Annotated in this window: 17 protein-coding genes; 2 read left to right on the plus strand and 15 right to left on the minus strand. The window is 73.0% G+C overall.

Features of this window, described 5'->3' with window-relative positions; all coding sequences use genetic code 11:
* Positions 1 to 147: 147 nt before the first annotated feature.
* The 12 genes from ACF07B_RS40990 to rpe form a co-directional block, all read right to left on the minus strand.
* The gene (locus tag ACF07B_RS40990) at positions 148 to 1,842 is read right to left on the minus strand and encodes a flavin monoamine oxidase family protein (protein WP_384239649.1); all 1,695 of its coding nucleotides are present in this window, start codon (positions 1,840 to 1,842) and stop codon (positions 148 to 150) included.
* A gap of 77 nt (positions 1,843 to 1,919) precedes the next feature.
* On the minus strand, positions 1,920 to 2,747 hold the full coding sequence (locus ACF07B_RS40995) for a carbon-nitrogen hydrolase family protein (RefSeq protein WP_392182681.1): 828 nt from the start codon (positions 2,745 to 2,747) through the stop codon (positions 1,920 to 1,922).
* 327 nt (positions 2,748 to 3,074) lie between these two features.
* A complete protein-coding gene (locus ACF07B_RS41000; RefSeq protein WP_326791038.1) occupies positions 3,075 to 3,416 on the minus strand; it encodes a DUF742 domain-containing protein in 342 nt (113 codons plus the stop codon).
* A 46-nt stretch (positions 3,417 to 3,462) separates the two neighbouring features.
* Positions 3,463 to 3,966 (minus strand): roadblock/LC7 domain-containing protein, encoded by a 504-nt coding sequence (locus ACF07B_RS41005; protein ID WP_392182682.1) that lies wholly within the window; start codon positions 3,964 to 3,966, stop codon positions 3,463 to 3,465.
* The gene (locus ACF07B_RS41010; RefSeq protein WP_392182683.1) at positions 3,956 to 6,259 is read right to left on the minus strand and encodes a nitrate- and nitrite sensing domain-containing protein; all 2,304 of its coding nucleotides are present in this window, start codon (positions 6,257 to 6,259) and stop codon (positions 3,956 to 3,958) included. The genes ACF07B_RS41005 and ACF07B_RS41010 overlap by 11 nt, the downstream gene beginning before the upstream one ends.
* Positions 6,260 to 6,673: 414 nt before the next feature.
* A complete protein-coding gene (locus tag ACF07B_RS41015; RefSeq protein WP_015661832.1) occupies positions 6,674 to 7,126 on the minus strand; it encodes an Lrp/AsnC family transcriptional regulator in 453 nt (150 codons plus the stop codon).
* Positions 7,127 to 7,182: 56 nt separating this feature from the next.
* On the minus strand, positions 7,183 to 8,664 hold the full coding sequence (locus ACF07B_RS41020) for an amino acid permease (protein ID WP_392182684.1): 1,482 nt from the start codon (positions 8,662 to 8,664) through the stop codon (positions 7,183 to 7,185).
* 365 nt (positions 8,665 to 9,029) lie between these two features.
* Positions 9,030 to 10,472 (minus strand): GuaB1 family IMP dehydrogenase-related protein, encoded by a 1,443-nt coding sequence (locus ACF07B_RS41025; protein WP_369482629.1) that lies wholly within the window; start codon positions 10,470 to 10,472, stop codon positions 9,030 to 9,032.
* A gap of 107 nt (positions 10,473 to 10,579) precedes the next feature.
* A complete protein-coding gene (locus tag ACF07B_RS41030; protein WP_392182685.1) occupies positions 10,580 to 10,957 on the minus strand; it encodes a barstar family protein in 378 nt (125 codons plus the stop codon).
* Positions 10,954 to 11,400, minus strand: coding sequence for a ribonuclease domain-containing protein (locus ACF07B_RS41035; protein WP_392182686.1), 447 nt, complete (start codon positions 11,398 to 11,400; stop codon positions 10,954 to 10,956). Before ACF07B_RS41035 ends, ACF07B_RS41030 begins: the two co-directional genes overlap by 4 nt.
* 52 nt (positions 11,401 to 11,452) lie before the next feature.
* Entirely contained in the window at positions 11,453 to 12,496 is a 1,044-nt protein-coding gene (locus ACF07B_RS41040; protein WP_369482584.1) for a sugar-binding transcriptional regulator, read from the minus strand.
* A 78-nt stretch (positions 12,497 to 12,574) separates the two neighbouring features.
* Positions 12,575 to 13,261 (minus strand): ribulose-phosphate 3-epimerase, encoded by a 687-nt coding sequence (gene rpe, locus ACF07B_RS41045; RefSeq protein ID WP_369482582.1) that lies wholly within the window; start codon positions 13,259 to 13,261, stop codon positions 12,575 to 12,577.
* A 134-nt stretch (positions 13,262 to 13,395) separates the two neighbouring features.
* Between rpe and ACF07B_RS41050 the strand changes: the two genes are divergently transcribed.
* A complete protein-coding gene (locus tag ACF07B_RS41050; RefSeq protein ID WP_392182692.1) occupies positions 13,396 to 15,630 on the plus strand; it encodes an MMPL family transporter in 2,235 nt (744 codons plus the stop codon).
* Between the two features lie 103 nt (positions 15,631 to 15,733).
* Here the strand turns inward: ACF07B_RS41050 and ACF07B_RS41055 are convergent, their stop codons facing one another.
* Both ACF07B_RS41055 and fmt read right to left on the minus strand, forming a co-directional pair.
* Positions 15,734 to 17,167 (minus strand): RsmB/NOP family class I SAM-dependent RNA methyltransferase, encoded by a 1,434-nt coding sequence (locus ACF07B_RS41055; protein ID WP_392182687.1) that lies wholly within the window; start codon positions 17,165 to 17,167, stop codon positions 15,734 to 15,736.
* 63 nt (positions 17,168 to 17,230) lie between these two features.
* Positions 17,231 to 18,163, minus strand: a complete 933-nt coding sequence (gene fmt, locus ACF07B_RS41060) for a methionyl-tRNA formyltransferase (protein ID WP_369482580.1) — start codon at positions 18,161 to 18,163, stop codon at positions 17,231 to 17,233.
* Between the two features lie 517 nt (positions 18,164 to 18,680).
* Here fmt and ACF07B_RS41065 point away from each other — a divergent pair.
* On the plus strand, positions 18,681 to 19,223 hold the full coding sequence (locus tag ACF07B_RS41065; RefSeq protein WP_369486710.1) for a hypothetical protein: 543 nt from the start codon (positions 18,681 to 18,683) through the stop codon (positions 19,221 to 19,223).
* Positions 19,224 to 19,537: 314 nt separating this feature from the next.
* Here ACF07B_RS41065 and ACF07B_RS41070 read toward each other — a convergent pair whose 3' ends face one another.
* Complete coding sequence (locus tag ACF07B_RS41070) at positions 19,538 to 21,694, minus strand: primosomal protein N' (RefSeq protein ID WP_392182688.1); 2,157 nt, start codon at positions 21,692 to 21,694, stop codon at positions 19,538 to 19,540.
* Positions 21,695 to 22,214 lie beyond the last annotated feature (520 nt).

Here is a 22,214-nt window from a genome sequence, read left to right on the forward strand (position 1 = left end):
CCCGTTCTGGGCCGCCTACTTTTTGTACCGCTAACCCCTGCGGGGGGGGGGGCCCGCGGGGGGGGGGCGGGCGGGGGGGGCGGGGGGGGGGGGGGGGGGGGGGGGGGGGGGGGGGGCCCCCCCCCCCCCGCGCCCCCCGCTCGATGATCAGTCCTCGGGCAGTTCCACCGGCGCGATCTCGTCGTACAGGTCGCCGGGCCCGGGGTTGGTCGGGTCGGTCGTCCCGCCGAGCTGGTGCATGACGCCCCAGACCGCGTTCAGCGCGGTCTGGACGGCGCCCTCGGCCCAGCCGGCCGTCCAGGAGATGTCGTCGCCGGCGAGGAAGATGCCCCGCTTGTCCTCGGGCAGCGACTCCTGCATGAAGTGCGTGAACAAGCGGCGCTGGTAGCGGTAGTGACCCGGCAGGTTGGCCTTGAACGCGCCCATGAAGTAGGGCTCGTTCTCCCAGGACACGGTCACCGGGTTGCCGATGATGTGCTTGCGGATGTCGACCTTCGGGTAGATCTCGCCGAGCGACTTCAGCATGACCTCCATGCGCTCGCTCGCGGACAGCGGCAGCCACTTGAGGCTGTCGTCGCACCACGTGTACGAGAGGCAGATGACGGCGGGCTTGTCCGGGCCCTCGTCCAGGAGGTAGGTCCCGCGCGTCATCCGGTCGGTGAGCGTCATCGACATGACGTCACGGCCGGTCTCCTCGTCCTTGTCCAGCCAGAACGGCCGGTCGACGGGCACGAAGAGCTTGCTGGACTCCATGTAGTGGGTGCGCTCGATCGCAGTCCAGTGGTCGATCGGGAAGAGCGAGTCGTCGCAGGCGACCTTGGAGAGCAGCATCCAGGACTGGGCGGTGAAGATCGCCGCCTTGTACGTACGGATGTCGCCGTTCGCGTCCGTCACCGTGATGCCGTTGCCCGCGGTGCGGTTCAGCCGGGTCACGGCCGGACGCGGGGCGCCGTCGTGCAGGGTCGACAGCGAGGTGCCGTACGCCCAGTGCACGATCTTCTCCGGCTCGCGCTCCCACAGCCGCACGGGGAGCTGCTGGGAACCGCCGACGATGCCGCGGTGGTGGTCGTCGGCCTCGGTGTAGACGACCCGCAGGATCTCCAGGATGGAGTTCGGGAAGTCGGTGTCCCAGCCGCCGGTGCCGAAGCCGACCTGGCCGAAGATCTCGCGGTGGCGGAAGGACTTGAAGGACTCCGAGTCACACAGGAAGCCGTAGAAGGTCTGGTTGTCGAGCTTCTCGACGAGCTTCGACCAGATCTCCCGGATGCGCGGAACGTCGCGCTCCCGCATGGCCTGGTTCATGTCGGAGAAGTCGGCGCCGTCCTCCAGGCAGGCGTTCCAGGCGTTCATGACGTCGCGGTAGACCTGCGGGAGATCGTCGACGGAGGTCGCGTAGTGCGACTCGCCCTTGAGGTCGACGACCGTCGACGGCGTGGACTCGGCGAGGGGGTTGGGGAACGGAGTGGTCTTGAGGCCGACCAGGTCGATGTAGTGCTGGAGGGCGGTGGAGGAGGGCGGGAAGCGCATCGCGCCCATCTCGGCGGTCAGCGAGGGGTCGCAGCCCTCGAAGCCGACCGTGCGCAGCCGGCCGCCGATCTCGTCGGCCTCGTACACGACGGGCTTGAGGCCCATCTTCATCAGCTCGTACGCGGCCACGATGCCGGACAGTCCGCCGCCGATCACCGCGATCTCGGTGCCGTGCTCGGTCGCGGGTATCTGCCCGAGGCCCGCGGGGTGCGCGAGGAAGTCGTCGTAGGCGTAGGGGAAGTCCGGGCCGAACATGGTGATCGGCGGCTGCTGCACGTCGGCGTGCTGGACGGCGTTGGGCACGGTGGACGTCATGGGGTACGGACTCCTTGCGCGGAAACTGGTGAGGGGAGGACTGGTGCGGCCGGGCGGGGGCAGGCCGGGCGGGAGAATCAGACGAGGGACCCGTAGAGGCCGGGGCGGCGGTCCTTCAGATACGGGTTCGACTCGCGCGAGGCCGCCAGGAACGCCGGGTCGGCGTCCGCCACGACCAGTTCCTCGCCGCGGCCCGCGCGGGCACGGGCGACGCCGTCGGGGCCGGCCAGCGTGGACAGTCCGACGAACTCGAACTCCCCTTCCGGGCCGGTGCGGTTGACGTAGGCGATGTACATCTGGTTCTCGAAGGCCCGCACCGGCACGACGGACTCGGCGACGAACTGGAACGGGTGCATCTGCGCGGTCGGCACGAGCAGCAGGTCGGTACCGGCGAGAGCGTGCCCGCGGACGTTCTCCGGGAACTCGACGTCGTAGCAGATCATGAGGCCGACGCGCAGGCCGTTCAGTTCGGCCTGCACGACGGGCTGCTCGCCGGGCGTGAAGTGGTCGTGCTCGAAGCAGCCGAAGAGGTGGGTCTTGCGGTAGTTCGCGAGCCGGGTGCCGTCCGCGGAGATCAGCTGCACGGAGTTGAAGACCCTCGTGCCGCCGTCGGCCCCGGAGTCCTCGTTCCCGGGCCGCGCGGCCTCGCGCTCGGGGTAGCCGTAGGCGACGGCGACGCCGTGCCGCATGGCGATCTCGGCCACCGCGTCGGCGGAGTCCCCGTCGGCGGGCTCGGCGAGGCGCGCTATGGCGTCGCCGATGGCGTAGCCGGTCAGGAACATCTCCGACGTCACGACCAGCCCGGCGCCCGCTGCGGCGGCACGACCCGCGGCCTCGTCGAGGACCTTGAGGTTCTCGACGACCGAGCCGGGGCGGCCGGAGCTCTGGAGCAGGGCTGTGCGCATACGGGTTCTCCACCGGTACGAGGGGGTTCGGGGGGTCACCTAGACGGTACGGTCGGCCGGCTCGGGGGGACAAGAAGGACCCGTTGCGCGCCGGTGGACGATTCGTTGCGCGCGCCCGGCCCCCGGCGGCGATTCGTTGCGCGCCCCGTCGCGCCCCCCGCGGTCAAGTCCCGAACGTCCCGAACCCCGGGAGACGCAGGTCACAGCCGGGGGACGGTCCCTGCGACGGGACGGACGCGGCCGGACGGTGGGGCGAGGCCGCCTTGGCGGGGGTCCGCCGACCCCGAGGCCCCGGCTCGGATCCCCGTCCTCCGGGTGGCCTCCTGGTCACAGCTCGCGCAGGCGCTCCACGATCTCGCGGAGCAGCTCCGGGTCGGCCGCGGGAGCGCCGTCCGGCGGACGGTACGGCTCGTCGATGGTCAGCAGACCGGCCTCGGCCAGGTCGCCGAGCAGGACACGGACGACGGTCAGCGGCAGGTCGGCGTCCGCGGCGAGCTCGACGACCGGCCGGGGGCCGCGCCGGGCCAGGTCGAGCAGCGCGGCCGCCGCGTGGTCGAGACCGGGCCGCCCGGCGTCCGTCTCCAGGACCGTGACCCGCGACATCAGGTCGATGACGTGCCGCCGCGAGGGCCGGGTCCGGCCCCCGGTGACGGTGTAGGGCCGCACCATCGGCCCGGTCTCGTCCTCGTACCAGTGCTCGTCGGTCACAGCCGGATCAGTGGTCCGCGGGGTCGGCCGCCGAGCGTACGGCGGCGGCCATGTGACGGCCGACGCGGCGGACGAGCAGTTCCATCTCGTGCGCGAGCTGTCCGACGTCCGTCTGCACCTCGCTCAGCACGGCGAGCCGGCTCCCGTCACCCGCCGGGGTGATGAAGAGGTAGGCGTCGTCGAGCATCACCATGGTTTGGCGCACCCCGCCCGCGGCGAAGCGCTCGCCCACCGAGCGGGCGAGGCTGTGGAAGCCCGCGCAGACCGCGGCGAGGTGTTCGATGTCCCGTCTGCGCATGCCGTCCGAGCAGCTCAGCGGGAGGCCGTCGGCGGTGAGGAGCACGGCCTGGCGGACGTGGTCGGTCCTGGCCACGAGATCGTCGAGCAGCCATCCGAGATCGGTGCCGGGCCGGTCGCTGTCGTCCCCGGACCCGAGGACGACGCCCGCCGGATCAGGGTGCCGGGCCTCCAGGGTCCGGACGGGGTGCTCTGGGAGCTGGTCAGGGCGCATCGTCGGCGTCCGTCCCTTCCTCGGTTTCGGTTCGCTGCGCGGGGCCGGACGGCACGGTGCCGGACCCGCCGGTGTCCGGCTGCGCGGGCAGTCCCCTGCGGCCTCGGTCGAGACCACGCTGGAAGGCTCCGAAGACCGCGCGCATCTCCTCCGGTGTGATCTCACGTTCCGGCGTCCCGTCGGCCACCGGGGGCGCGGGGCGCAGCTCCGGGGCCAGGGCCTGCTGACGGACCCGGGTGGGCAGCACGGGCGCTTCCGGGGCCTCCTGCTGTACGGAGCCGGCCTTCTGTTCCTCGGACGCCGTCCGCTGCGCCGGCAGGAGTGCGGTGGCGGTCCGCGTGGGAAGCGCCACCGGAGCCGTGTCCGCCGCCGGGTGCGTGGTCTCGACCGGTGCGAGGACGGCCTCGGGGAGCAGCACCACCGCCGTCGTACCGCCGTACGGGGAGCGGCAGAGCGTGACCTTGATGCCGTGCCGTGCGGCGAGCCGGCCCACGACGTACAGGCCGAGCCGGTCGTGCCGGGTCGGGTCGAAGTCCTCCGGTGTGGTGAGGGTGCGGTGCGCCTCGTCGATCTGGTCGGGTTCGAGGCCGAGACCCCGGTCGTCGATCTCCAGGACGAACCCGCTCCCGGCCCGCCCGGTACGCAGCGTGACCTGGGTGCGGGGCGGCGAGAACACGGTGGCGTTCTCGACGAGTTCGGCGATGAGGTGGACGACGTCGGCGACGGCGTCCGCGGCGATGCCCACCTCGGGCATCGGGGGAACCACGACGCGCGTGTACTGCTCGATCTCGCTCACCGCGGAGGACACCACCTCGGCGACGGGCACCGGCCGTCGCCAACGGCGGCCCGGGGCGGAGCCGGAGAGGATGATGAGGCTTTCCGCGTGGCGCCGCATACGCGTGGTGAGGTGATCGATCCGGAACAGGTCGTCCAGGACGTCGGGGTCGTCGGTGCGGCGCTCCAGTGTGTCGACGAGCTTGAGCTGGCGGTGGACGAGTGCCTGGTTGCGGCGGGCGATGTTCAGGAGCACCGCGAACAGCCCGCGGCGCAGGGTGGCTTGCTTGACGGCGGCCTCGACGGCGGCGAGCCGGGCGGTGTTGAAGGACCGGCCGACCTGGCCGATCTCGTCGGCCACCGCCTCCACGTCCGCCAGCGGCGGCGCCTCGGCGGCCGCGTCGACCTCCTCACCGGCGCCCAACCGCTCCATGACCTGAGGCAGTTGGCGGTTGGTCAGCAGGTCGGCGGCGTCGCGCAGCGACTCCAGACGGCGTGAGATGCGCCGGGCGCCGCGCACCGCGAACCAGAGGGACAGTCCGACGGCTGCCAGTCCGAGCACACCGACGATCGCCGCCTTGGTCAGCTCCCGGTAGGCGAACGCCCGCCCGCGCGCGGCGGAGTTGATCGCGGACTGGGTGCACAGCCGCATGTACCGCTTGACGGCGCGGTCGCTGGTGGTGCGCCAGGAGTCGGCCGTGACGGCCTCGCCCGCCCGGTGCGCGCCCGCCCGCAGCAGGGTGTCCTCGTCCCGGGTCAGTTCCCGGTGCAGGTCGTCGCGCTGGAAGGTCTCGAAGAGGGCGCGCGAGTCGGCCGGCAGGTCGGGCACGTAGGTCTGCTCGAAGACCCGGCGGTCCTCGATGGTCGCGGTGAGGGTGTCGTACTGGCGGTCGGTGAGCGTCCCGGCGGCCCGTGCCCCGGCGACGAGCGCGTCCTCGCGCGACACGAACTCCCGTACCCGCACCAGCTCGACGACGACCTGGGCCTCGCGGGCCAGTTGTCCCGCCTGGAGGGCGGTGAGCGCGGACTCGACGTCGAAGGACGGTTCCACCAGGGTGCTGTATTCGGCCACGGCCCGGTCCCAGGTGACGGTGTGCGCCAGCACCCGGCCGCGCAGCCCCTCCAGGGCGTCGACGGAGTGGAGCAGGGCGTCGAGCGCCTGGCGCTGCTGTCCGGAGAGCCGGCTGCGGTCCCCGTCCCGGACGGCCGCGCGCAGGGCGGTCACGGCGCGGTCGGTGCGGCGTTCCTGGGCCAGCAGCTCGACGCCCGCCGACGTCCCGCGCTTCGCGCCCAGGTACGCGGCGGCGAGGCGCCGTTCGATCTGGATCTGGCCGACCGCCGTGTCGACCGGGGTGCCGAAGGTGTCGTAGACGTCCTGGAGACGGACGAGCGCGCGCAGATCGCCGGTGACGGACACCATGGCGAAACTCCACAGGGTCATGAGGGCGATCACGGGAGCGATCGAGAGGGCCACGATCCGCGAACGGACCGTGGGCGTACGGCCGAAGGGCCAGCGCATGGTCTCCCCAGGACGACGGGACGGTCGGGTGGCCGGGTGACGTGTGGTGACCCATGTGTTACTCGCGGGTAGCGGGCGCGCGGCTCAAACTAGTCGATGTCGCGCCCGGACCGCAATGGTCCGGACTGACTGAGCGTTCAACGCGCACTGCACGCCGTCACCGGGTCCGCCCCTCGATCGCCCCTGGACACGGCGAGGACGGGACGGCCACCACGTGATCGCAGAACCGGCCCCTGCCGCGCCATCCGGCCGAGGCCACGAGGTACGGACGGCCAGGGGCCTGTTCGGGCGCCGGGGCGCTGGAGCGCCCCTCAGGGGCGCGAGGAACTGCGCCCCCAGCCCCAACAGACCCGAACCCGCGCGGAGGCGAAACCCCCACCCCAGAGGGCGCACGGTCTTTTATGGGGGCGCCGACTAGGTGGGCGACCCCGAGGAAAACCTCCGCAGCAGCGGCGACAGCACGAGCACGGACTTCGTCCGCTCCACGAACGGCTCTCCCGCGATCCGCTCCAGGACCCTCTCGAAGTGCCGCATGTCCGAGGCGAACACCTGCACCACCGCGTCCGCCTCCCCGGTGACCGTGGAGGCGGCCACGACTTCCTGGTACCGCTCCAGACCGCGCTGGATGGTCTCCGGCGAGGTGTTCCGGCGGCAGTAGATCTCGACGAAGCCCTCGGTCTCCCAGCCGAGCGCCGCCGGGTCCACCCGTACGGTGAACCCGGTGATGGCCCCGGTGGCCCGCAGCCGGTCGACCCTCCGCTTCACGGCGGGCGCGGACAGGCCGACCAGTTGCCCGATGTCCGCGTAGGAACGGCGGGCGTCCTCGGCGAGGGCGTGCACGATGCGTTCGTCGAGATCGTTCAGCACTGCGGGTGGTTCACTTTTCTGCGAGGGGTTCTTGCGAGGGGTTCCTGCGACGGGTTCTACGGCTGCTCGGCGACGGTCTCCGCGGTCGCCATCCGGGACCGGCGGTAGCCGTAACTGAAGTAGAACACGAGCCCGACGGCCATCCAGACCCCGAAGACCACCCAGGTGACGGCGGAGAGACTGGCCATCATCCACACGCACAGCAGGAAGCCGATCGCGGGCAGCACCGGCGCGAGCGGAACCCGGAACGTACGGCGCATCGCCGGGCGCGTCCGGCGCAGCACGACGACGGCGACATTGACCAGCGCGAAGGCGAACAGCGTGCCGATGCTGGTGGCGTCGGCGAGCTGGCCGAGCGGGATCGCGGCCGCGAGGACACCGCAGAACAGCGAGACGATGACCGTGTTGGCGCGGGGCGTGCCGGTCTTCGGGTGGACCCGGGCGAACACCTTGGGCACCAGGCCGTCGCGGCCCATGGCGAACAGGATGCGGGTCTGGCCGTAGAGCACGGTCAGCACGACACTCGCGATGGCGACGACCGCGCAGGCCGCCAGCAGCGTGCCCCAGAACGTCTGCCCGGTGACGTCCTTCATGATCCCGGAGAGCGCGGCCTCGGAGTCGCCGAATCCCCGCCAGGGCTTCGCGCCGACGGCGACGGCGGCGACGAGGACGTACAGGGCGGTCACGATGACCAGCGAGAGCATGATCGCGCGCGGCAGGTCGCGCTGCGGGTCCTTGGCCTCCTCGCCTGCGGTGGAGGCCGCGTCGAAGCCGATGTAGGAGAAGAACAGGGTGGCGCCGGCGGCGCTGACGCCCGCCATGCCGAGCGGCATGAAGTGCTCGTAGTTGCCGGAGCGGAAGCCCTGGACGCCGATCGCGCAGAACAGCACGAGCGCGGCGATCTTCACGGCCACCATGACCGTGTTGGCGCGCGCCGACTCGCGCGCTCCGCCGAGCAGGAACGCCATCGCGAGCAGGACGACGATGAGCGCGGGCAGGTTGAAGACGCCCCCGTCGCCGGGCGGCGCGGACAGCGCGTCCGGGATGGTGACGCCGATGGTGCCGTCGAGCAGTTCGTTCAGGTACTCGCCCCAGCCGACCGCGACGGCCGCGACCGAGACGCCGTACTCCAGGACCAGGCACCAGCCGCAGATCCAGGCGATCAGCTCGCCCATCGTTGCGTACGCGTAGGAGTACGAGGATCCGGCGACCGGGATGGTGCCGGCGAGTTCGGCGTAGGAGAGGGCGGAGAAGAGGGCCGTGAGACCGGCGATGACGAAGGACAGGGTGACCGCGGGCCCGGCCTTGGGGACGGCCTCGCCGAGGACCACGAAGATGCCGGTGCCGAGCGTGGCGCCGATGCTGATCATGGTGAGCTGCCACAGGCCGAGGGAGCGCCGCAGCGAGCCCCCCTCACCTTGTCCGCCCTCCTCCACCAGGCGTTCCACCGGCTTGCGGCGCAGGAGACGCGCGCCGACACCGGGGACGGGCGGGGATGACGTGGGTGGGGACTGCGGGGGTGCGCTTTGGTCGAGCACGCGCTGGCTCCTTCATCGCTGCCGGTCGAAGAGGACGGGAACCGGCGGGACCCCTGACAGCCGGGACCCGCCGAGCGGGGTCCCCGCCACGCCTGTGTACAGCGCCCGACCCTATGAGTTCGGGCTTCACGGGCGTAATGCAGCAACCTTGCGCATCTCCGCAAGATCGTTGCGTTCATCCCATCCCGGCGTACGTTCGTTGCGCGGGCCCTTTCGATGGTTGCGCCAGGCGACTTCCGGCCGGTCGAGGAGCCGCGGAGACCCCCGGACGACGGCCGTACGCCGGTCCGCCGGGAACGCCTCACACGCGTACGGCCCCCGCTCCCGGCAGGGGGAACGGGGGCCGTACGGGAAGCGGCGGCGGATCAGCTCCAGCTGGCGTGCAGCGGCTGGCCCTCGGCGTAGCCGGCGGCGCTCTGGATGCCCACGATCGCGTTCTCGGCGAACTCCTCCAGGGAGTTGGCGCCCGCGTAGGTGCAGGAGGAACGGACGCCCGCGATGATCGAGTCGATCAGGTCCTCGACGCCCGGACGGGACGGGTCGAGGAACATCCGCGAGGTGGAGATGCCCTCCTCGAACAGCGCCTTGCGGGCCCGGTCGTACGCGGACTCCTCGCTGGTGCGGTTCTTGACGGCCCGCGCGGACGCCATGCCGAACGACTCCTTGTACAGACGCCCGCCGGCGTCCTGGTGCAGGTCGCCCGGGGACTCGTACGTGCCGGCGAACCACGAGCCGATCATGACGTTGGAGGCGCCGGCGGCCAGCGCCATCGCGACGTCACGCGGGTGGCGGACACCGCCGTCGGCCCACACGTGCTTGCCGTACTTCTTCGCCTCGGCCGCGCACTCCAGGACCGCGGAGAACTGCGGCCGGCCGACGCCGGTCATCATGCGGGTGGTGCACATGGCACCCGGGCCCACACCGACCTTGATGATGTCGGCGCCCGCGTCGATCAGATCCTTGACGCCCTCGGCGGCGACGATGTTGCCCGCCACGATCGGCACGCGCGGATCCAGCGCGCGCACCTTCCTGACGGCGCTGATCATCGACTCCTGGTGGCCGTGCGCCGTGTCGATGACGAGCGTGTCGACGCCCGCGTCGAGCAGCTGCTTGGCCTTGCCCTCCACATCGCCGTTGATGCCGACGGCGGCGGCGATGCGCAGCCTGCCGTTCGCGTCGGTGGCCGGCGAGTACAGCGTGGCGCGCAGGGCGCCCTTGCGGGTCAGGATGCCGGCCAGCCTGCCGTCCGCGTCCACGGCGGGGGCGTAGCGGCGGTTGGCGTTGTCGAGACGGTTGAACGCCTCACGCGGCTCGATGTCCGCGTCGAGGAGCAGCAGGTCCTTGGACATGACCTCGGACAGCTGGCTGAAGCGGTCCACGCCGGTGAGGTCGGTGTCGGTGACCACACCGACAGGGCGGCCGTCGTCGTCGACGACGACGCCCGCGTTGTGCGCGCGCTTGGGCAGCAGCGCCAGCGCGTCGGCGACGGTCTGGTGGGGCGCGAGGACGATCGGGGTGTCGAGCACCAGGTGGCGTCCCTTGACCCAGGAGACGACCTCGGTGATGACCTCGATCGGGATGTCCTGCGGAATGACGACAAGGCCACCGCGGCGGGCGACGGTCTCGGCCATCCGGCGGCCGGCGATCGCCGTCATGTTGGCGACGACGAGCGGGATGGTGGTCCCGGTGCCGTCAGGAGAGGAGAGGTCCACTCCCTGACGCGAGCCCACGGCGGAGCGGCTGGGCACCATGAAGACGTCGTCGTACGTCAGGTCGTACGGGGGCTGGATGTCGTTGAGGAAACGCACGTGCTGCACATCCCAGTCGATCAGAGGTGGCCCCCGGACAGGTCAGCCAGGGGGAAGAGCACGTACTTCATTGTCCCATGACAGCCGGTACGAGGTCGCCGGGCGGATCATCCAGGCTGGTCAGGGGGCAGCTGGTCGGATCCTCCAAGGGAGAGGAGGACCGCGAGCGCCGCGTCCGAGGCCTCGTAGTGACCGGAGGCCGCCGCCAGCACTTCCTGCGCGGTCTCCCACTCGTCGGGGCGTGCTCGCGCGTAGGGGCGCCAGCCGGTCACCACGAGCAGTCTGCCCGGACTGGCCGGTCCCCAGTCGGGGTCGCCCAGGACGTCGCCGAGCGCGTCCCAGTTCCGCCCGAACCACTCCGGCAGGTCGAGGTCGCGGACACAGCGCGCCATGAAGGCGCCCTTGTCGAGCACCCCGGTGAGGTCGAGTTCGGTGACCTGCCACCCGGCCGATCGGCACATCGCCGCGAGCGGACCGTGCGTCATCTCAGCACCGCCTTGAAGGAGTTGTAGTGATCGTCGGTGTAGAAGATCTCCCCGCCCCGCCCCGTGACGATGCGCCGGGCCCCGCGGTCGCCCGCGCCCGGGGTCCGCACCGTGTACTCGTGGTAGTAGCCCCGGGCGTGCCCCGGCAGCTCCCGCTCGACGTTGCCGAAGACGGCGCCGTCCTTGGCGTACGGGAAGGGGCCGCCCCGGTCGATGAGGGCGAGGGTCGTCCGCGCTTCGGCGGGCAGCGCCGCCGCGGACACGGCCGGCAGGCCGCCGGCCCAGGACGGGACCGCCGTGGCACGGCTCGCGGTGGTGGCCGCCGGGTCTCCCGGACCGGCCGTGCCCGTCGGCGAGCAGCCCGCCAGCAGGACCGTCAGACAGACCAGCAGGCCGGCGAACAGACGGCCCGTGAACGCGCGAGGGGACGGCCGCGGCGGCATGAGGTAGATGCTGCCACGGCCGTCCCCTCGGGGCGCGCTCTGTGTGCCGTCCTCAGGGCCCGTCCGGGTCCGCCCGGTTCAGCGCCGGACGCGGGGGCGGGCCCGCCGTCATCAGCGCGTCCGCGGCCGCGGTGTCCGTGACCAGGCTGGTGACGAGCCCGGACCGCAGTACCGCGTCGATGGCGGCCGCCTTGCGGTGCCCGCCCGCTATGGCGACGACCTCGGGGATACGGCGCAGCCGGTCGGCCTCGACCGTGATGCAGCGCTCGCCCAGGTCACGCCCGACCCGACGGCCCTCGGCGTCGAAGAGGTGCGCGGACATCTCGGCGGCGACACCGAGCGACGCGTAGTGCGCGCGCTCCTCGTCGCTGAGCATGTCGTGCACCGTGGAGATGCCGGGCTCCCAGGAGCCGATGGAGACGCAGGCCACCGTCACCTTGTCGAAGTACTCGAAGGCGCGGGCGATCCCCGTCTGGTTGCGCAGCGCCGCCGCGGTGGCCGCGTCGGGCAGGAGCATCGGCGCGTAGATGGGGTGGGCGTCGCCGCCGGACACCTGCGCGGCACGCCGGACGGCCTCGACGGAGCCGCGTTCGGCGGTCCCGGCGTCGTAGACACCCGTCAGCTGCACCACGGTGCAGGGCGGGAGCCGGTCCAGGGCCGCCGCCATGTGGATGGTGGACCGGCCCCAGGCGAGGCCCAGCACATCACCCTCGTTGACGAGCTCGCCGAGCAGGTCGGCGGCCACCTCGCCGAGGTTCTCCGGGTCGGGCGACTCCTCGGCCTCCGCCGGGGACTCGACGACCACGGCGTGCCGCAGCCCGTAGCGGGCGCGCAGCGCGTCCGAGCGCTCCGCGTCGAGCTCGGCGGGGACGCGGATCTCGATCCTCACGAGATCCCGTTCGAGAGCGGTCTCCAGGACCCGGGCCACCTTGAAGCGGCTGACGCCGAACTCCTCGGCGATCTGGATCTTGGACTTGCCCTCGAGGTAGAAGCGGCGGGCCATGGCCGCCGCCTGGACCAGCTCAGCGGGTCCCATCCGCATGGCTGACCGGCCCGCCGACATACCCGACACGGCGTTCTCCTCACTTCTGTTCACACTCTGGATTCGCCGTTCATCCTTGCAGATCCGGCGCACTTGATCCGCCCTGATGGGCGGCGTTCACGTTCCCTTGGCTCAGTGGCCGCACGCCCACGACGCACGGGTCATCGCCTCCTCGGCCTGGGTGCGCAGTGCACGTACCGCCTGAGCGGGGTCCCCGGCCCCGTACACCGCCGAACCGGCGACGAACACGTCGGCCCCCGCCTCCGCGCAGCGCTCGATGGTCGAGGCCGAGACGCCACCGTCGACCTGGAGCCACAGTTCCAGGCCGTGCTTGCTGATCAACTCGCGCGTGCGGCGGATCTTGGGGAGCATGATGTCAAGAAAAGCCTGACCCCCGAATCCGGGCTCGACCGTCATGATGAGCAGCATGTCGAGCTCGGGCAGCAGATCCTCGTACGGCTCGATGGGGGTCGCGGGCTTGAGCGCCATCGAGGCACGGGCACCCTTGGCCCGGATCTCGCGGGCCAGCCGGACGGGCGCGGCTGCGGCCTCCACATGGAAGGTGACGGAGCCGGCACCGGCTTCCACGTACTGGGGCGCCCATCGATCGGCGTCCTCGATCATCAGATGACAGTCCAGCGGAGTGTCCGTCGCACGGGCCAAGGATTCTACGACCGGTACCCCGAGGGTGAGGTTCGGTACGAAATGGTTGTCCATGACGTCGACATGGAGCCAGTCCGCGCCTTCGACCGCCTTTGCCTCCTCGGCAAGACGGGCGAAGTCGGCGGACAGGATGCTGGGGTTGATCTGCGCGGCCATGCCCCAAGACTGCCATGCCCCGGGCCCGTTGCCCGCCCCGGTCCGGACCTGGATCGTCCCGCGGATGCCGTTCGGGGGTCCGCCGTGCCATGCTGGGCGGCCCAGCGGTGCTGCGTCCGGTCTCGGGGGTGGGCATGAAGCGGCTCGACGTCTGGAAGCGCGGCGCCATCGGAGTCGTGTGCGGCCGGCGGTCCAAGTGGCTGGTCCTGGCCCTGTGGCTGCTGATCCTCCTCTTCGTGGCACCGCTCGGAGCGAAGCTGGGCGACGCCCAGGACAACGACGCGCAATCCTGGCTGCCCGGCTCGGCCGAATCCACCCAGGTCCTCGACATCTCCAACGGCTTCAGGCCCGAGCAGATCCCCGCGGTCGTCGTCTACGCGCGCCCGGACGGTCTGACGGCGCAGGACCGGCGGCAGATCGCCGAGGACGTCCAGCAGGTGAAGGAACTGCGGGAACACGGCATCCGCGGCGCGGAGACCCGGGGACCGGTCTTCGACCGGCAGCCGGACCCGCGGGCGGCACAGATCTATGTCCCCATCACCATGGACGCGTCCGGCTGGCAGCGGATCGCCCCCGCCGTCGACTCCATCCGTGACCAGGTCGGCAAGGGCGGCGACGGGCTCTCGGTGCACGTCACCGGGCCCGGGGGTACGGCCGCCGACTCCTCCAAGGCCTTCGAGGGCATCGACTCGACGCTGCTCTACGCCGCGATGGCCGTCGTCATCGTGATGCTGCTGATCACCTTCCGCAGCCCGGTCCTGCTGTTCGTCCCCCTGCTCGGCGTGGTCGTCGCCCTGTTCACGGCGCAGGCCCTGATCTATCTGCTGGCGAAACACGCCGGTCTGACCGTCAACGGCCAGAGCGCGGGCATTCTCACCGTGCTCGTGTTCGGCGCGGGAACCGACTACGCGCTGCTGCTCGTCGCCCGCTACCGCGAGGAACTGCGCCGTCACGAGGACCGGCACGAGGCGATGACACTCGCCATGAACCGGGCGGGGCCCGCCGTCCTCGCGTCGGGCGCCACGGTCGTGCTGAGCATGCTGGTGCTCCTGGTCGCCGAGATGAACTCGACGCGGGGCCTCGGCCCGGTCGCGGCGATCGGCGTGGCCGTCGCCCTGCTCGCCATGCTCACGCTCTTCCCCGCCCTGCTGCTGGTCTTCGGCCGCTGGATCTTCTGGCCGGCCGTCCCGCACCTCGGCTCGGCCGATCCGACCAGGAGCGGCGTCTGGGCGCACATGGGCCGGCGGATCGCCCGCCGCCCCCGGACGTTCTGGGTCGCCACCGCGCTGGCGCTCGGGGTGCTCTCCCTCGGCCTGATCCAGTTGCGGGCCGCGGGCATCCCGAACGCCGACCAGTTCACCGGCAGACCGGACTCGATCGTCGGCCAGGAGGTGTCGGCGCGCTACTTCCCCGCGGGCGACGGGGATCCGCTGGTCATCGTGTCCAACACGGCCCAGGGCAGACAGGTCGGCGAGGCCGTGGCGGCGGACCCGGGCGTGGTGCAGTCGAGCATCGGCGTGCCTCCGGGCACCGCGCCCGTGCACGACGGCAAGGTGCTGTTCGAGGCGACCACCCGTGCCCCAGCCGACAGCGCGGCGGCGAAGGACACGGTGGAGCGGGTGCGCGACGCGGTGCACGCCGTCCCCGGGGCGGACGCGAAGGTGGGCGGCGGCTCGGCGGCCCTGCTGGACATGGAGAACGCCCAGACGCACGACAACTATCTGGTCATCCCGCTCGTCCTCGTGGTGGTCCTGCTGGTCCTGAGCGTCCTGCTGCGCGCGCTGATCGCTCCGCTCCTGCTGATCGGGACCGTGGTGCTCTCGCTGGCCACCGCCCTCGGAGTGAGCGCGCTGGCGTTCCGGCACGTCTTCGACTACGCGGGCGAGGACGTGGCCTTCCCGCTGTTCGTCTTCGTGTTCCTGGTGGCGCTCGGCATCGACTACAACATCTTCCTGACCACCCGTATCCGCGAGGAGGCGGGCCGCCACGGCACCCGGCAGGGTGTGGTCACGGGCCTCGCCACCACCGGCGCGGTGATCACCTCGGCCGGTCTGGTTCTCGCGGGCACGTTCGCGGCACTGGGCACCCTGCCGATCGTGGGGTTCGCGGAGATCGGCTTCGCGGTCGCCCTCGGCGTGCTCCTGGACACCTTCGTGGTGCGCTCGGTGCTGGTCACCTCGCTCTTCCTCGACGTCGGCCCGAAGGTGTGGTGGCCGAACCGGCTCGCGCACGAGGACGGCGCCGCCGGGCACCCGGACACGCCGGAGCCGGAGCAGTCCGGGGAGCTCGCGGCGTCCACGGGACCGCCGGGATCCCAGGACAGCGGGGACCCGGACGACTCCACGAGACCGGCCCGGCCGCCCGACTGACGCGACGCACCGGGCCCGGACCGATCAACGGGCCGCCGGCCCTGACGGATCGCCGGGCCGCGTGCCGGGACCGGTCCGAACGGCGGACCCTGGGAGCGTCGGGTCAGGCGGTTCGGCGGATCAGGGCCAGGTACATCGCGTCCGTCCCGTGCAGGTGCGGCCACAGCTGGACGTCGGGGCCGTCCCCGAGCGCGGGCACGCCGGGCAGCAGCGGGCGGGCGTCGAGCAGTTCGGCGGAGCCGTCCTCGAAGTGCTTGAGGACGTCGTCGACGACCGCGCGGGTCTCGGCGAGGTGCGGCGAGCAGGTCGCGTAGCCGACGACACCGCCGACCCGCACCGATGCGAGCGCCGTGCGCAGCAGTCCCCGCTGGAGCGGCGCGAAGCCCTCCAGGTCCTCGGGGCGACGCCGCCAGCGGGCCTCGGGGCGGCGGCGCAGCGCGCCCAGACCCGTGCAGGGCACGTCCATGAGCACCCGGTCGAAGGTGCCGGGCCGCCACGGCGGGCGGGTGCCGTCGGCGGCGATGACCTGGTACGGGCCGGGGTTCCCGGCGAGTGCCTTGGCGACGAGCCCCGCGCGGTGCGGCTGCTTCTCGGAGGCGAGCAGCGTCGCCCCCCGCTGGGCGGCGAGGCCGGCCAGCATCGCGGCCTTGCCGCCGGGTCCGGCGCAGCCGTCCAGCCAGGCCCGGTCGGGCCCGTCGAGCGGCGCGTCGGCCAGGGCGATCGCGACGAGCTGGCTGCCCTCGTCCTGGACGCCCGCACGGCCCTCCCGTACGGCGTCGATGGCACCCGGCTCACCGCCCTCGGTGAGCCGCACGGCGTACGGGGACCAGCGCCCGGGAAGCGCCGAGTCCTCGTCCAGGGTGTCGAGGATCTCCCCGGCGGTGGAGCGTCCGGGCCGGGCGACCAGGGTGACCTCGGGCCGCTCGTTGTCGGCCTCCAGCAGGTCCTCGATGCCGGCCCGGCCGCCGCCGAGGGAGTCCCAGAGCGCGGAGACGACCCAGCGCGGGTGCGAGTGCACGACGGCGAGGTGGTCCTCGGGGTCGTCCTCGTAGGGTGGCGCGACCTGTTCCAGCCAGGCGTCGAGGTCCTGCCGCGCGACCTTGCGCAGCACGGCGTTCACGAACTTGGCGCGCCCGTCACCGAGCACCACCCGGGCCAGCTCGACCGAGGCGGAGACGGCCGCGTGCGTCGGGATGCGCGTGCCGAGCAGCTGATGGACCCCGAGGCTGAGCACATCGAGGACCGGCGGGTCGACCTCCCGCAGCGGCCGGTCGACACAGGCCGAGATGACGGCGTCGTACGTCCCCTGACGGCGCAGCGTGCCGTACACCAGCTCGGTGGCGAGCGCGGCGTCCCGTGCGTCGAAGTCGTCCTTCTGCCTCGCCTTGCGCAGCAGCGGCGGCAGGACGAGGTTCGCGTACGCGTCCCGCTCGTCCACGGCCCGCAGCGCCTCGAAGGCGAGCATGCGGACCGGGTCCTTCTGGGGGCGGCGGTAGGGCTTGCCGGGCTTCTGCGGCCGACGGGGCTGCTCACTCACGAAAAAGGTGCTCCGGATCCAGGAAAAAGATGCGTCTATCAGCGTACGCCGCAGGGGCGGGCGTCAGACGCCGAGGCGCTCGCCGGACGGAATCCGCACCCCGCGGGCCCAGTCGGCCGCGCGCATCGGCTTCTTGCCCTGGGCCTGCACCCAGAGCAGCTCGACGGCGTACGAACCGGTGCCCACGTAGACGTTGTTCTTGGCGACCGACAGCTCGCCCGGGGCGAGATCCGTGCGGTCGGGCACCATCGCGACCTGGATGAGCTTGAGGCGCTCGTCGCGGAAGACCGTCCAGGAGCCGGGTGCGGGCGTGCATCCGCGCACCACGCGGTCGACGCGCAGCGCCGGGGCGGCCCAGTCGACGTGGGCGCTCTCGACGGTGATCTTCGGCGCGGTGCTGATGCCGTCGGCGGGCTGCGGCACGGCCTTGAGCGTGCCGTCCTCGATCCCGTCCATCGTCGCGGCGAGCAGTCCGGACCCGGCGAAGGCGAGCCGCGTGAGCAGGTCCCCGCTGGTGTCGGTGGGCCGGATCTCCTCGGTGACGGTCCCGTACACCGGCCCCGAGTCGAGGCCTTCCTCGATCAGGAAGGTGGAGGCGCCGGTGATCTCGTCGCCTGCCATGATCGCGTGCTGCACGGGGGCGGCGCCGCGCCAGGCCGGCAGCAGCGAGAAGTGCAGGTTGACCCAGCCCTGGGCGGGGATGTCGAGGGCGACCCGGGGCAGCAGCGCCCCGTACGCGACGACGGGACAGCAGTCCGGGGCGATCTCCCGCAGCCGGGCCAGGAACTCCTCGTCGCGGGGCTTCGCGGGCTTGAGCACCTCGATCCCGGCCTGCTCCGCCCGCTCCGCGACCGGACTCGCGACGAGCCGTCGCCCCCGTCCGGCCGGCGCGTCCGGCCGGGTCACGACGGCGGCCACCTCGTGCCGCCCGGAGGCGATCAGGGCGTCCAGAGCGGGAACGGCGACCTCGGGGGTGCCTGCGAAGACGAGCTTCATGGGTGGTGGTTGGCCTCTCGGGCGGGAGCACTTCCATCCCCCGCGCGCGTACCGGTTCGGGCGAAGCACGGGGCAGCGCACCAGTCTATGCCGCGCGGGGCCCGAGGGCTCGGGCGTTCTCCGCGGGGCCATGTCCCCAGGCCCGCACGGGCGGTACGGCCGTGCGGGCGGGGCAGGGGGACGGGCGGTGGGCGACGCACGCGAGGCATCCGGTCGCGGGAGCGCGCCGACCCGCCGCGCGCGGGCTCCGGCGGTACGCGCCGCGCCCGCCGCGCACACGCCGGGGCGGTGCGGACCGGCCGTCGGCGCAGGTGGAGGGGGCCGCCCGTCGGCGCACGGGGCGCGTCGATCGCACGACGGGGGGCGTACAGCCCGGGGCGCGCCCCGTTCATATGCTCTTGCGCCCTTGCACCCGTGACCACTCACCCGTCCACGCGTTGGTCAAGAAAGAGTTGACCACAGCGGGCCGCACACCAGCGGCCCGATCCCTTTCAACGACGGTTCGAGAGGCTTGCTCATGGCCGACCATGCAACCCACGACGCCCAGGCTCGGGCCAGCCTGCACTTGCTGGTGCGGGACATCGAGCGGGTCCGTCGGCAGGTGGACGCACTGCGCACGCTCACCGCCCAGTTGGGCAACGTGTACCGCCCACGCCGCGCCGGCCCCTCCACGGGCTTCGTCGTCTACGGACGCGCCCCCGCCCCGACCGTCCGTCTCGCCCAGGAGTTGCGGGACAGCGTCGAGACCCTGGTCACCGCCGCCGTGGACTTCGACCGCTCCCTCGGCTTCTCGTGGGACGCTGTGGGCTCGGCCCTCGGGGTCACCAAGCAGGCGGTGCACCGGCGTTACGGCGCCCGCAGGGCCGCGGCCCAGGCCGCCGCCGAGGCGGAGCGTGCCACGGACACCGCCGACACGCGGACGGTCGCCGTCAACGCGGCTCTGCCGTCGGTGCCGGTCGTCCCCGCCGCCCGCTCCATGCCGACCCAGCCGACGGCCGGCAGCCCGACGCTCCGCGACGAGATCAGGCCCACGGCCTTCCCGGGCCCGCGCAACGGCTGACCCGGCTCCCCGAGACGACAACTGCCTCCCGGCGCCGGGCCCCGGGGGGCAGTCCCCTCCGCGCGCCCGTGCCCGAGTCCCCCTCCCCGCCCCTGCCCCTGCCTCCGCCCCCTGCCGACCCGCGGAGGCACGGCCCTGGCCCTGACCCACCGGGTCACCCAGCTACCGACACGGTCCGCAGCGACACCCGGACACCCCCATGGGCCGAGGCGACACCCCGTCACTCCCCCATCCACGGCGGCACCCGTCCGTCACACGGTCAGCGACCTGTGTTCGGCGCGGCCCCACCGGATCTCCCCCGACCTCGGGGCATCTCACCCGATGTCGGGCGGATCGATCCTGATGCGTACGGGGTCACCGCCCCCGCGGGCCATGCGCGCCGCCTGCGCGCTCTTCAGCGCCGCCGCCAGAGCTGCGCCACTGCCCGGGGGTACCCGGATGAGCACCCGTTCCCCGGGCTCCCCGGGAGGCGGTCCACCGGGCCGCCTGGGCCGCCCCGCCTCGCCGGCCGACAGCGGCACGGGCCCCAACACCTCGGCGTCGCCCGGCAGTTCGGCAGCGGCGAGGAACCCGGCGAGCGCCTCCGGCGCCCCGGACACCGCCGCCATCCGGGAGACGGGCGGAAATCCCAGCTCGGCCCGCTCGGCGAGTTCACGCACCGCGTGCCCGACCGGATCCCATCGCACGAGCGCCTGCACGGGCCGCAGGGTCGGTTCGGCCACGACGACGACCGTGCCGCCCGCCCCTTGCGGACGGACCAGCGCGGCGGCCGCCGTCCACCGGCGCAACGCGTCCTCGCCTGCCCGCAGATCGGGCCGTCCGAGCATGGCCCAGCCGTCGAGCAGCAGGGCCGCCGCGTACCCGCCCTCGGCCACCGGTTCGGCCCCCGGCGTGCTGACCACCAGGGCGGGTGCCGCGGACACCGTGTCCAGCACCTGCTCCCGCCCGGACGTGCGCACCGGCACGGCCGGGAACGCCCGCCCCAGTTCCTCGGCGGTCCGCCGGGCGCCGACGACCTGCGCCCGCAGCCGGAATCCGCCGCACTCCTGGCAGTGCCAGGCCGTCTCGTCCCGCCCGCACCACCCGCAGCGCAGCGCCTGGGCGTCCTGCGCCTCCAACGGCCCCGCGCAGTGCCGGCACCGCGCCGGCTCCCGGCACCTCGCACAGGCCATCCGGGGCACATATCCCCGCCGGGGCACCTGGACCAGCACGGGCCCCTGCTTCAGCCCCTCCCTGACGAGCTGCCAGGCGAGCGTCGGCAGCCGGGCGGCCCGTGCGGCCTCGTCGCGGGCGAGATCGCCGTCCGAGGTGGTCCGCACCAGCGGCGCCGCGGCGCGCACTTGTTCCCGGTCGGCGGCCAGCGGCAGCGCCCAGCCACTCTCGACCAGTTGTGCCGCCTCCACCGTGCACGTCCAACCGCCCAGCAGGAAGCCGCACTTGTCGCGCGAGGCGCGCAGCTCCAGGACTTCCCGGACATGCGGGAAGGGAGCGTTGTCGTCGCTGTGTCCGTCGTCGCCGTCGTCCCAGACGACGACCAGGCCCAGGTCCCGCACCGGCGCGAACATGGCGGCCCGGGTGCCGACCACCGCCCGGACGGACCCACGCCGTACGGCGAGCCAGTCGCGGTAGCGCCGCTCCGGTCCGGCGTCGGCGGTCAGCACGGCGTGATGCCCCTGGCCCAGCAGGGACGTGAGGGCCGCGTCGACGCGGGCGGCGGGCCGGCCCGCCGGGACGACGACGAGCGCGCCGCGCCCGGAGGCGAGCGTCGCCTGCACCGCGCGGGCGATCTCCTCGGCCCACTCGGGACCGGGCAGCGCGGTCCACACCGCGCGCGGGGCGCCGCCGGAGGCGAGCGAGGCGAGGAAGTCGGCACCTCGTCCGTAGCGTCGCCAGGTCCCGGGCTCGGGCGCGGCGGGCGACGGCGGGGGCGCAGGCGACTCCCGCGCCTCGGCACGGGCGTGCCGGGGCGGCACGGCCAGTTGCAGCACGTCGGCCAGCGAGCCCGCGTACCGGTCGGCGACGGCGCGGGCCAGCCCCAGCAGTTCGGGTCCGAGGACGGGTTCGGGCGAGACGACCTGGGCGAGGGCGGCCAGCGGCCCGGAGTAGTCGGACTCGGCGACCCGCTCGACGAGAAATCCGTCGATGAGCCCGCCGCCCTCGCGCCGCCCCTCGCGCACCGTGCGTCCGCCGGCGCCGAAGCGGACCCGCACCCGCACACCCGGCTGCGCGGCGGCGTCGAGGTCCTCGGGCACGGCGTAGTCGAAGTACCGGTCGAGGTGCAGCACGCCCTTGTCGACGAGCACCCGCGCGACGGGCAGTTCCTTCGCCAGCGGGGCACCTCTCCAGGTCCGCGGCTTCGCCTTCGGCGCCTTGGACTGCCGCACGGCCTCCCGGATCAGCGCAAGCTGCTCGGGCGGTGCGCCGTCCGCCCCGCCCGTGCTGTCGTCGGATCGTCCGTTCGCGCTGCTCACAGCAATATTCCTACCAGACGGCACCGACAGTGCCGCCCGCCCGAGGTCGGGCCGGACGCGGATCGCGTACGCCTTGAAGGCGCTTTCGCCGTGGACCGCTCGGCCGTACCGGTCAGGGACCGGCGGCGGGAGTCGAACCCGCGAGGGGCCATCGCCTCCGACGTATCCGCGAGGCGCCACCGCCCCAGCAGTGTCCGCGGCCCTCGCACCGGGCCGGACGACGCCGGTTCTCCCGAGATCGGGGCGGCAGCGGAACGTGATCCAGATTCACCGCACGCCGTGGGCGTACTCCACCGAAGTAACCGCGGCCATCGCACCGGGAGACCGTCAGCGTACGAACTCCGGCCCGGACCGGCCACCGTTTTTCCGCGCAGCCGTGAGGCTTTCCCGCGCAGCCGTGGGGGCCCGCCCCCCCCGGGGGGGGGGGGCCCCCCGGGGGGGCGCAAACGTGGGCGGGGTAACGCCCCCCGGCCGGGGGCCCCGGGGCCCCCCGGGCGGGCCCCCCCCCCCGGAGGAGGGC

Source organism: Streptomyces sp. NPDC015532, from assembly GCF_043078065.1.
GTDB lineage: Bacteria > Actinomycetota > Actinomycetes > Streptomycetales > Streptomycetaceae > Streptomyces.